This window comes from Asticcacaulis sp. AC402, from assembly GCF_000495835.1.
Taxonomy (GTDB): Bacteria; Pseudomonadota; Alphaproteobacteria; order Caulobacterales; family Caulobacteraceae; genus Asticcacaulis.
The window spans coordinates 54,247-65,431 of record NZ_AWGC01000010.1; the positions used below are offsets into that span (position 1 = coordinate 54,247).

The 11,185-nt window shown below is 59.0% G+C and carries 12 protein-coding genes; 8 read left to right on the forward strand and 4 right to left on the reverse strand.

Annotation, left to right across the window (positions count from 1 at the left end; genetic code table 11):
- The first annotated feature begins 1 nt into the window (after position 1).
- The gene (gene folK / locus ABAC402_RS26040) at positions 2-529 is read left to right on the forward strand and encodes a 2-amino-4-hydroxy-6-hydroxymethyldihydropteridine diphosphokinase (RefSeq protein ID WP_023448631.1); all 528 of its coding nucleotides are present in this window, start codon (positions 2-4) and stop codon (positions 527-529) included.
- Here folK and ABAC402_RS26045 read toward each other — a convergent pair.
- Complete coding sequence (locus ABAC402_RS26045) at positions 514-1,497, reverse strand: DMT family transporter (RefSeq protein ID WP_023448632.1); 984 nt, start codon at positions 1,495-1,497, stop codon at positions 514-516. The genes folK and ABAC402_RS26045 overlap by 16 nt on opposite strands.
- Positions 1,498-1,729: 232 nt before the next feature.
- On the opposite strand from ABAC402_RS26045, the gene ABAC402_RS26050 reads away from it, so the two are divergent.
- Positions 1,730-2,206 (forward strand): thermonuclease family protein, encoded by a 477-nt coding sequence (locus ABAC402_RS26050; protein WP_023448634.1) that lies wholly within the window; start codon positions 1,730-1,732, stop codon positions 2,204-2,206.
- Positions 2,207-2,334: 128 nt separating this feature from the next.
- On the opposite strand, the gene ABAC402_RS26055 is transcribed toward ABAC402_RS26050, so the two are convergent.
- The 3 genes from ABAC402_RS26055 to leuA form a co-directional block, all read right to left on the reverse strand.
- Positions 2,335-2,952: a GNAT family N-acetyltransferase gene (locus ABAC402_RS26055; protein WP_023448635.1), complete on the reverse strand. Its 618-nt coding sequence runs from the start codon at positions 2,950-2,952 to the stop codon at positions 2,335-2,337.
- Complete coding sequence (locus tag ABAC402_RS26060) at positions 2,952-3,455, reverse strand: hypothetical protein (protein ID WP_155847328.1); 504 nt, start codon at positions 3,453-3,455, stop codon at positions 2,952-2,954. Before ABAC402_RS26060 ends, ABAC402_RS26055 begins: the two co-directional genes overlap by 1 nt.
- Before the next feature lie 78 nt (positions 3,456-3,533).
- Entirely contained in the window at positions 3,534-5,207 is a 1,674-nt protein-coding gene (leuA, locus tag ABAC402_RS26065) for a 2-isopropylmalate synthase (RefSeq protein ID WP_023448637.1), read from the reverse strand.
- A 181-nt stretch (positions 5,208-5,388) separates the two neighbouring features.
- Here leuA and rpoZ point away from each other — a divergent pair, with 181 nt between their 5' ends.
- The 6 genes from rpoZ to lepB all read left to right on the forward strand — a co-directional run bounded on the left by rpoZ (position 5,389) and on the right by lepB (position 11,065).
- Positions 5,389-5,748 carry a DNA-directed RNA polymerase subunit omega gene (rpoZ, locus tag ABAC402_RS26070; RefSeq protein WP_023448639.1) on the forward strand — a complete coding sequence of 120 codons (360 nt, stop codon included), beginning with the start codon at positions 5,389-5,391 and terminating at the stop codon, positions 5,746-5,748.
- Between the two features lie 136 nt (positions 5,749-5,884).
- Complete coding sequence (locus ABAC402_RS26075; protein WP_023448640.1) at positions 5,885-8,149, forward strand: bifunctional (p)ppGpp synthetase/guanosine-3',5'-bis(diphosphate) 3'-pyrophosphohydrolase; 2,265 nt, start codon at positions 5,885-5,887, stop codon at positions 8,147-8,149.
- Between the two features lie 94 nt (positions 8,150-8,243).
- Positions 8,244-8,831 carry an orotate phosphoribosyltransferase gene (pyrE, locus tag ABAC402_RS26080; RefSeq protein WP_023448641.1) on the forward strand — a complete coding sequence of 196 codons (588 nt, stop codon included), beginning with the start codon at positions 8,244-8,246 and terminating at the stop codon, positions 8,829-8,831.
- Positions 8,832-8,835: 4 nt separating this feature from the next.
- Positions 8,836-9,597, forward strand: coding sequence for a pyridoxine 5'-phosphate synthase (locus ABAC402_RS26085; protein WP_023448642.1), 762 nt, complete (start codon positions 8,836-8,838; stop codon positions 9,595-9,597).
- On the forward strand, positions 9,594-9,983 hold the full coding sequence (gene acpS / locus ABAC402_RS26090; protein WP_023448643.1) for a holo-ACP synthase: 390 nt from the start codon (positions 9,594-9,596) through the stop codon (positions 9,981-9,983). The genes ABAC402_RS26085 and acpS overlap by 4 nt, the downstream gene beginning before the upstream one ends.
- A 176-nt stretch (positions 9,984-10,159) precedes the next feature.
- Positions 10,160-11,065 carry a signal peptidase I gene (lepB, locus tag ABAC402_RS26095; protein WP_023448644.1) on the forward strand — a complete coding sequence of 302 codons (906 nt, stop codon included), beginning with the start codon at positions 10,160-10,162 and terminating at the stop codon, positions 11,063-11,065.
- The last annotated feature ends 120 nt before the right edge of the window (positions 11,066-11,185 follow it).

Sequence of the window (11,185 nt, forward strand, 5' to 3'; positions counted from 1 at the left end):
AATGATGGGTGAAGAGGTGAGCGACAACACTCAGGCAGTTTTAATTGCCTACGGGTCCAACCTGTCGTCGGGCACGGAGACTGCATCGCAAGCTTTCGGCCATGTTGTCAAGACTTTGCAGGGGGGCGGACTTTTCATTAACAAAATTTCACGTTTGTGGCAGTCGCAGGCCTGGCCAAATCCTCAGGACCCGGAGTATGTGAATGCCGTACTATCTGTGAAGACACTTCTGGAACCGACGGAATTATTGCAGTTTTTGCATGATGTAGAAGCTGACCTTGGCCGCGTGAGAGGTGTTCATAAAAACGCACCCAGGGTGATTGATTTGGACCTGATCGCCTACCAAAGGGTGATTCTCGATGGTAAGGACGGCATCATCGTGCCGCATCCACGTGCGGCGGATCGCGGCTTCGTGATGGGACCGTTGACGGACATCCTGCCGGAATGGATTCATCCGCTGTCCGGACGCACGGCGACGGAGCTTTTTGCCGCCGTCACCGTCGCGCGTGATGCTCATCCGATTGATTGAGCCGCCTGTTTGGCCGCGCGTTGATCCAGCCAAGTGTAGAGGCCGACTCCCAGGAGAACAAGAAGCGTGCCGATAATGTCGGCGAAGGTGGCCGGCAGGCGCAGGATCAGAACGCTCATGGCCAGCGTGAAGACTGGGTTGATGAAGCTGATCACCGCATTGGCCTGCGAAGAAATCCGGCTCAGCGCGAAGTTGGTCAGGTAGCTGGGGGCCACGGTGGCACCGATGGCCAGGCCCAAGGTCAGCCAGAACAGGCCGGGGCTCCAGTGGATGTCGCTCAGGCGGTGGACCATGAGGAAGTGGATGAAGGTGGCGATCGCCGCACCGGACATGGCCCAGGATGTGAACAGGGACGGCCCCATGCGGGCGATCAGCGGCTTGGCCAGCAGAAGATAGAGGGCGAACGACACCGATGACGCCATGCACCAGAGCGCGCCGGTTACGATGGCCGAGCCCTGGATGCGCAAGTCGGTGATGAAGATGAAGGCGATACCGGCATAGGCGACGGCAAAGGTCCACAGGGCCGAGACGCGCATCTTCTGATGAAAAAACATGGCGCCGAAGACAATGACGAACAAGGGATAGGTGAAGATGATCAGCCGCTCAAACTGCGGCGTCAGGGTGACCAGGCTTTCGAAGTCGGTATAGCTGGCGAACCAGTAGCCCAGGGCGCCGACGGCCAGCGTTTTCAGGTAGAGGTCCGGCCGTTTGGCAATGGGGGGCGGGCCTTCGATGCCGCGGGATTTCATCCGCCAATAGGTCGCAAGGCCACCGATAACAAAGAAGGGTGTGGCCAGAAGCAGGCGAACCGCCAGAAGGGACGAAGCGTCGATGTCATACTGGTAGGCGAGCTTGATCCAAATGCCTTTGCTGGCGAACAGGAAGGCGCCCAGGGCCGCAAAAATGTAACCGCCCCAGGTGGCGAGCCAACCGTGAGAGGGTTTGGGATTTTTTGCGGAGGCGGACATCGGCGGAGACTTTCATCTGGCGCCTTGTAGGATTTACGGCGCCGGGGCGTGGCGCTGCAAAACGGGAGGGGACCGAACTTACAGAGCCTTGGGTTTGAAGAGTTGGCGCGCGGCCCAAATCAGCTTGGACAGAATTTCCAACTGGATGGTGGCGCACGCGGTTACAAGGCTATTGATCATGGCTGCCGCCTTAGCCAATGTGTGCTTCAAAGGCAACGCCCGGGGATTTAGAATGCTGTCACGTCTTGTTTCGCTCTGTCCATTGCTGGTGGTGATGGCCGGCCCAGCCGAGGCCGCACCGCGTGTCCTGTCGGGCAAGGCGTGGGCGATCGACGGCGACACCCTCGTCATCAAGGGCCGGCATATCCGGTTGTTCGGCATCGACGCCTTCGAGGAAGGCCAGACCTGCGGGCGAATGGCTTGCGGCGGGAAAGCCACCGTGGCGCTGGAAGGCCTTATCGGCAAAGGCGTTATTACTTGCGAACAGCAAGATATCGACAGCTATGGCCGCGTAGTTGCGATTTGCAAGTCATCTTCCGGCGTCGATCTGGGTCGTGAAATGGTTCGCCGGGGATTGGGTGTGGCCTATCGCAGTTATTCGACGAAGTATCTGGCAGATGAACAGTGGGCAAAGGCCAACAAGCAGGGGGCCTGGGCACATGGCTTTGACAGCCCATTACACTGGCGCCGTACGCATTCGCCAACCTGAACTTCGCGTCTTCGCGCCTTCGCGTGAGCCTACTTCAGTGACGGAGAGCGGGCTCTGACGAATAGCGGGACTGCACTGACAGTTGCATGTTTCACGCGAAGACGCGAAGACGCGAAGAAGAAGGTCTGTTAACGGATGAGGGGCAGGGTTGCCGGGCCGGAGTCCAAGTCGTGGAGGCCGCTCAGTCGCGGATCGTCGGCGATCTCGATGCCGCGGGCGTAGGGGACAAAACCCATGCTCTGATAGAAGGGCACCGCCCTTGGGTCATCGGCGCTACAGGTATGGACCCAGACGCGCCGGGTCGAGGCATCGGCCCAGGCAAGGCGCTGGGCCTGATCCATCAGCCAGCGGCCCAAGCCCTGGCCGGTCTCGCCGGGCACAAAGCCAAAATAGGACACCTCCACATTGCCGTCGGGTTGATAGTCAAGTTCCAGCAGCCCGATGCGGCGGTCGTCGCGGATCACGGTCCAAGTAAAGTGGTTGGTGTCGGCAAACAGGGCTTGCAGATCGGCGCGTGATTTCAGCAGACGGCCGAACCACAGCCAAGGCGCGCCTATGGCCTTGAAGAGGTCGAGGTAGGATTCGATATCGACCTTTGGCCATGCTTCCAGCGCGACGCCTTCGGGCGCGAGTACGCTATCGCGATCTGGCGGCGCCAGTTGCTCGAGATAGGTAACCACCATAGCGATCTTACCTTGGGGAATCAGATAGTCGCCGTTGTCGAGGTTGAGATAGGGCGCGGACATTACGTCTCGCTGTGGACGCTGCGGAAGGCCTTGCGCCATATAGGTTCTGGTACGGACGGCGTAATATCGCTCAGCCTTGTCAGCTCTTCAAGGATGTGGGTCAATTCTTCCACCGAACCGGGCAGGTTCAGTTCCATCATTTCAAGCCGCCGGCGGGCGTTGGTGTAATGGCTCGCGGCGATACGGTGCGACTGCGCCCTTTCGGTCCAGCGAAAAATCGCCTGGAAGGTCGAGATGATCGAGGTAAGGCCGCCTAGGAAAAAGATGCTGAGATTGATCATCAGGTTGTAACCGGCATAGACTTCTTCAAAGGCGATCGGTATGGCGACGACCAAAGACACCAGCCCGCCACCGGTAATCACCAGGAAGGTCGTGACTCGGGCATAACTCTCCAGGATATTGGTCGTGTTCCAGTGCGCCCGGGCGCTGGTCTTGATGCGCAGGTCCGTATCGCGCAGGATGCGATAAAAGTCGTCGCTCAATTCCGAAGTTCCAGTGTCCACATTCGCCCCCGGGCTTAGCTCCGTTAACCTTTTACGGGTCGAAGGCCAGCTGCGCAACCTTTGCCACGCGACAGGCGATTACAATCCGTTGGCGGCCGACAGGACAGCCTTGACCGAGGCGGTGGCGATATCGTCGTCGATACCGATACCGAAGACGCGACCGTCGTCGGGGGTCTTACATTCGATATAGGCGATGGCCTGGCTGAGCGACCCCTTCGTCAGGGCATGTTGACCATAGTCCATCACTTCCAGTTCCAAGCCGTAATGGTCGTTCAGCGCTTCGATCGCGCTGGAAATCAGGCCGTTGCCGTGGCCAATAACCGAGGCTTCGACGCCTTCCTTGACGATTCGGCCGACAAAGGTGCGCTGCGTGCCGGAATGGACGGCGGCGGCCTGTTCGTAAGCGATCAGGCCGTAACGGCCGCCGTTGAGGTGGTAGGCTTCCTGGAAAGCCTTCCATATCTCAGCCGAGGACAATTCGCGCGCTGTGGCGTCGGTGATGTCCTGGATTTTGCGGGAAAAGTCGATCTGCAGTCGGCGCGGCAATTTCAGGCCGTGCGCCTGTTCCAGAATCCATGCGATTCCGCCCTTGCCCGACTGCGAATTGACGCGGATGACGGCTTCGTAGCTCTCGCCGAGGTCGGCCGGATCAATCGGCAGGTAGGGCATGTCCCAGATGCCATCATTTCGCTGTTCGTGGGCGGCAAACCCCTTGCGGATGGCATCCTGGTGCGAGCCGGAAAAGGCGGTGAAGACCAGTTCGCCAGCATAGGGGTGGCGCGGGTGGACAGGTATATTGTTGCAGTGTTCAACCGTGCGCACGATCTCGCGCATGTTTGAGAAATCGAGTTCAGGTGCGATGCCCTGGGTGTACAGGTTCAGACCCAGCGTGATCAGGTCGACATTGCCCGTGCGTTCGCCGTTCCCGAAAAGACATCCTTCTATGCGATCACCACCGGCCAGCAGGCCCAGTTCTGCGGCTGCCGTCCCTGTGCCGCGGTCGTTGTGCGGGTGCAGGCTGATGACGACGCTGTCGCGGCACGAGACATGGCGGCAGAACCACTCGATCTGGTCGGCATAGGTGTGCGGGCCGGCGACTTCGACGGTGGCCGGCAGATTCAGGATCAACGGCTTTTGCGGCGTCGGCTGCAGGACCTTGATAACGGCCTCGCAGACCTCGAGCGCGAAATCCGGCTCGGTGGCGGTGAAGGTCTCAGGGCTGTATTCGAACGACCAGTCGGTATAGGGTTGTTTAGCGGCTTCGTCGCGCAGCAGCGTAGCGCCCTTGACGGCCAAAGCCAGGACGTCGCCTCGTTCCATATCGAAAACGACGCGCCGAAACAGCGGCGAGGTCGCGTTATAGAGATGGACAATGGCCCGTTTAGCGCCCCGCAAGGATTCGAATGAGCGTCTGATAAGGTCTTCGCGCGATTGAGTCAGGACCTGGATGGCGACGTCATCGGGGATAAGATTTTCCTCGATCAGCTTGCGCACAAAGTCGAATTCGGTCTGCGAGGCTGAGGGAAAACCGACCTCAATTTCTTTGAGACCAATCGTCAGCAACATGTTGAAGAAGATCATCTTCTTCTCCACGTCCATGGGGTCGGCCAGTGCCTGGTTGCCGTCACGTAAATCCGTCGACAGCCAGCGCGGCGCCTTGGCCACAGTCTTCGACGGCCAGGTCCGGTCGGACATGTCCACGCCCAGAGAAAACGGGCGATATTTGATTTCGGGATCTGGCAACATGGGCATGGGGCGCCATTAGGACGTGCGGCTTGCCAAGTCAATGCGCTTGCAGGTCACGTTGGAGGATCAGGAATATGTTGTTTTCGCGTATCGGACGCTATATAGAGGCCGCAACCTGTTCCGAGCGCCGGACGCGGACGATGAGTCGCGGCTGATGGCGCTCTTTTCCCATTGCTGAGGTCCGCCCATGGCTCGCGTTACCGTCGAAGACTGTGTCGAACAGATCGACAACCGTTTCAACCTTGTCCTGCTGGCCGCTCACCGCGCCCGTGCCATCTCTTCGGGCTCCGCGATCCTCGTTGATCGTGACAATGACAAGAACCCGGTGGTGTCGCTGCGCGAAATCGCCGACAAGGTAATCGAGCCGCATATCCTCACCGAAAGCCTGATCGCTTCGCTGCAACGCGTTGACGAGCGCACGGAGGCCGAGGAAGAGGCTGAAACCCTGGCCCTGCTGGCCGATCCCCAGCATCAGCAGATGTCGGAAAGCGAACTGATCCGTGCTCTGCAGTCCGACCGCGACGGTGGCCAGGAAGAGCGCTACTAATAGAGCGCTACTGGATTTTGCTTGCAAAAAAGTCATATGAAAAAGGTCCGGATCGTCTCCGGGCCTTTTTCGTGCTTGCCTTAATTCAAGGGCATGCGACACTTTTTGTTTACAGTCTTAAGGTTCAATCTACCCGATGTCTGCAGAAGGTGAACAGGCCAATATTCTTGAGACGTCACCGGCCGGTGAAGGCGCCGTGGCGCCCGCCGCCGAAGTGCTCAAGTCAGCGCCCCGGCCCAAATTCCTGCGACAGGTCGAATTGATTGAGCGAGTCGCGGCCTACGACCCGACGGTCGACGAGTCCATGCTCAATCGTGCCTATGTCTACGCCATGCGCATGCACGGGGCGCAGCTTCGGGCATCGGGCGATCCCTACTTTGCCCATCCTATCGAGGTTGCCGGGATCCTGACCGACTATAAGCTGGACGCTGCGACGATCGCCACCGCCCTGCTGCACGATACCATAGAGGATACGCCGGCGACCCGCGAGGAAATCGCCGCCAAGTTTGGCGATGAAGTCGCCAATATGGTCGAGGGCGTCACCAAGCTGACAAAGCTGGAACTGCAATCGGAATACACCAAGCAGTCGGAAAACCTGCGAAAGTTCATCCTGGCCATCAGCCGCGACATTCGCGTCCTGCTGGTCAAGCTGGCGGACAGGCTGCACAACATGCGTACCCTGCAGTTCGTCAAGCCGGAGAAGCGTGAACGTATTTCTCGTGAGACGCTGGAAGTTTATGCACCGCTGGCGCGGTCGATCGGCTGCAACCGATTCGCCACTGAATTGGAAGATCTGGCCTTTTCCTACATCAACCCGAAGGCTAATGCCGCTATCGTGCGCCGACTGGAGGAGATGAGGACAGAAAAGGGCGATTCGATTCGCGCCATTGCGCGCGATGTGGCGGCCAAACTGGAAAAGCAAGGCATGTTCGCCCGCGTCTCTGGCCGAGAAAAATCGCCCTATTCAATCTGGAAAAAGCTGCAGCGCAAGTCGATGGGCTTCTCGCAACTGTCCGACATCTTTGCCTTCCGCGTGGTGGTCAACAGCGCCGACGATTGCTACCGCGCCTTGGGGATTATCCATCGCGCCTGGCCGATCGTGCAGGATCGTTTCAAGGACTTCATCTCGACGCCGAAGAGCAACAATTACAAATCCCTGCATACGACAGTTGTCGGTCACAAGGGCTTGCGAATAGAGCTGCAGATTCGCACGGAAGAGATGGACCGTGTCGCAGAAGAGGGCGTTGCCGCCCATTGGGGTTACAAGAACCAGGCCTATGGTTTCGACGAAGAGGCGGCGACAGCTAATGGAGGGCGTAACCCGATTGCGGCGCTGCGCGACATTGTCAGCATCGTCGAAAGCGGTGGTGATTCCGAAGATTGGGTAGAGCATGCCAAGATGGAGATGTTCACCGATCAGGTGTTTGTCTTTTCGCCCAAAGGCAAGCTGGTGTCGTTGCCGCGGGGCGCCATGCCGTTGGATTTTGCTTTCGCTGTCCACACGGAAATTGGTGAAAAGGCTATCGGCGCCATTATCAATGGCGAACACAGGCCGTTGCGCACCGTATTGCAGAACGGTGATCAGGTCGAGATTCTAGCCGGTTTGGAGTCTCGGGTGACTCAGGACTGGTTCTCGCTGACCGTAACCGGCAAGGCGCGGTCAGCGATCCGCCGTCACATCCGTCAGCGTGAACGCGATGATTTTATTACCGTCGGACGCACCGCCGTGGAACGCGCAGCGGCTCAGGTGGACAAGCGGCTCACCGATATCAGCTGGCGACCGGCTTTCGAGCGGTTCCATGTGACGAATGAGGACGAGTTGTTCGAACTGTGCGGGCGCGGCAAGATTTTTCCGGCCAAGATACTGGAGGCGATTTTTCCAGGACTGAAACTGCCATTGCTGCTCTCGCCGGATACACTGACGCGGGTGAAGGATGGTGGCGGCGGTGTGGCTTTTGTTCGCGGGTCGGCGCTTCGCAGTTCGCAGACGGTGATTTTCTCGGCCTGCTGCCATCCGGTGCCGGGTGATCGCATCATCGGCATAGTCGAAGGCGGTGACGTCCATGTTCACTCGATCGATTGCGAACGCCTGGAAGCGCTGGACGAAGACAAGGACGCATGGATCGACTTGCATTGGACGTTAAATGCCGAAAAGAACACCTTAAGTGTGGCGCGTATCCGCGTGAATATGCAGAACAAACCGGGAGTCTTGGGTCAGGCCTGTACCCTGATCGGTGAGGCCAAGGGCAATATCGTCAAGATCGACATCAAGCCCAATGCTGTGGATTTCCTGGATATCGATTTCGATATCGAGGTGCTTGATGCGCGCCATATTACCAATATTTCGGCGGCGTTGAGGACGTCGCCAATGATCGAGAGTGTGGATAGAGTTCGGGGTTAGCTCTGTTGACGAACGGGGTGTGGGCCCCTGATCCCATGCGTTTACAGGGCTGGCCGAAAGCGCTACACGCTCCCGATAGCCTTGCGAGACTCACATGACTTCCGAAGACGTAATCAACGAATTCCGCGCCGCCAATGCCCTGCGCGAGGGGCATTTTGTCCTGTCCAGCGGCCTGCATTCGCCGATGTTCCTGCAAAAGAATCTTGTCTTCATGAATGCCGAGCGCTGCGAGCGCCTGTGCAAGGCGCTGGCTGAAAAGATCACAGCCCGGATAGGCAAGCTCGATGTTGTTATCTCACCGGCTGTCGGTGGCATCATCCCCGGTTACGAAACCGCGCGTCACCTCAAGGTGCCGTCCATCTATGTCGAACGTGAAGGCGGCGAATTCAAGCTACGCCGCGGCTTCTCTATCGAACCGGGCGATCGCGTCGTCATGGTCGAAGACATCGTAACGACCGGCCTGTCGTCGCGCGAATGCATCGCCGCCATCCGCAAGGCTGGCGGTGAGGTCGTTGCCGCCGCGTGTATCGTCGACCGCTCCGGCGGCGATGCCGATGTCGGAGTGCCCCTGATCGCTCTGGCATCTCTGAAAGTGCCGGCTTATCCGGCCGATGGCCTGCCGCCGGAACTGGCCGCGATCCCGGTCGAGGACCCCGGATCCCGTCGCCTGGCCAAGGTCTAGGCCCATGCGCGAACGGATACGGCTTGGCCTGAATGTCGATCACGTCGCAACGGTCCGCAACGCCCGTGGCGGCCATGCACCTGACCCCATCCGGGCATCGCGCCTGGCGCTTCAGGCCGGTGTCGACGGCATCACCGCCCACTTGCGCGAAGATCGCCGCCATATCATCGACAAGGATGTCTGGGCGATCAAGGAGGTGTGCGACACGCATCGCGCACCGCTGAACTTCGAGATGGCGGTCACCGATGAGATGGTCGCCATGGCGCTGAAGCTAAAGCCTCACGCCGCCTGCCTCGTGCCGGAACGCCGCCAGGAGCGCACTACCGAAGGTGGCCTCGACGTCACGGGCCAGATCAACCATGTCGGCGAAGCGGTCCGGCTGTTCAATAAGGCCGGTATCCGCGCCTCGCTGTTTATTGCCGCCGATCCCCTCCAGGTCGCTGCGGCCGCCCAGATCGAGGCCCCGGTTGTTGAATTCCATACCGGCGCACTCTGTGACGCGTATCGTGAGCAGGAGCGCGCAGTTTTCGATCGTGAATTGAAGCGTTTGGCTGCAGCGGTTACACAGGCACATGAACTTGGTATCGAGGTTCATGCCGGCCATGGTATTGACTACGATACTGTCCCTTTCATTGCCAATATTCCCCACGTCCGCGAACTCAACATCGGCCACTTCCTGATCGGCGAGGCCATCTTTATCGGACTGGAAGCGGCCGTGACACGAATGCGACTTCTGATTGATAACGCCGAGCGGAGTGTAGCGTGATCGTCGGGATCGGAGTCGATCTGGTCGACGCCCGGCGTATCGAAGACTCGGTAACCCGGTTCGAACGCCGATTTCTTGATCGCATTTTCACCGCAGACGAACAGCGCCACGCCTTTGCGGCGGCACGTCCCCATCTCAGCCTTGCCAAACGCTTCGCCGCCAAGGAAGCTGTCGCCAAGGCGTTGGGGACCGGGGTGCGCGGCTTCCTGTTTGTCGATATCGAAGTGACCTCGGATGCCCTGGGCAAGCCCCATGTGCTGCTTCATGCCGGTGCCGCGGCACGGCTGCGCGCCATTGTGCCAGAAGGATGTACAGCCCACGTTCATCTGTCGCTCAGCGACGAGGATCCTTACGCAAGCGCCTATGCGATTATCGAATCGATCTGAACGTGACGGTCTTGTCACACCTGTAACCAACAAAATACAGCCTTGCGCTTGCCATATTCTGTGGTTAGGTCACTATTGACGACGACGGGGCGACCTCTTCGGGCTCGGACTCGAAAGACCAATGTACGGCAGGCACTACCTGCTGCAACTCATCAAGGACCGCGGGGCAAATCCTTATGAACAAAGACGAAAACATCACGCCGGAGCCGGCGGATCAGACGATCGCGGCCGCAGCGGCGCCTGCTGTGGATGACGCGCAGCCTCAAAGCGAGCTGACTGCTGCTGTCGAAGCGGAAAGTGAGGCCGTTGAAGCGGATACCCGTACGGCTCAGGAAATCGCCATCGCTGAAATCAAGGAGATCGCTTCGGTGGTCGGGGTCGCCATCCTGCTGGTAGTTTTCCTGCGTACACTCCTGTTCCAGCCGTTCACCATCCCGTCTGCCTCGATGGAGCCGAACCTTTACAAGGGCGACTACATCATCGTATCGAAGTGGGATTACGGCTACTCCAAACATTCGCTGCCGATATCGCTTCCGCTGTTCGACGGGCGGTTATTCAATACCGTGCCCAAGCGCGGAGATATCGTCGTGTTCAAGCTGCCGGTCGACAACAAGACTGACTATATCAAACGCGTCGTCGGCCTGCCCGGCGATACGGTGCAAATGACCAACGACCAACTGTACATCAATGGCCAGGCGGTCAAGACGACGACTCTGGGCGCTATCGCGGGCACCGCACCCGGTTCGAGCATCTACCGCGATGGCACCGGCACCTTGCAGCGCGAGGAACTGCCCGACGGCCGTACCCATTTGATGCAGGACTTCGTTCAGGACGGCTCTGTCGACAACACCGACCTCTATACCGTACCCGAGGGCCACTATTTCATGATGGGCGACAACCGCGACAACTCGCAGGACAGCCGTTACCCCATGTCGGTCGGCGGCGTTGACTTCGTACCAGCGGAAAACCTGGAGGGCCGCGCCGTCCTGGTGCTGATGTCCTGGAAGGACGGTTCGTCGCTGTGGAAGCCGTGGACCTGGCTCAACTTCCATTGGGACCGTTTCTTCAAGTCCCTGCACTGATAGGACAGGGAGCCTTCGGGCTCCTTGTCTTTTGTCCAAAGCTTGCCTCAAAAGCCTGGCTGAGTAGCGTTTGAACCCAAGTCCTCCAAATCCCGGATTCGGCAAGCGCAAGGGCGCGCC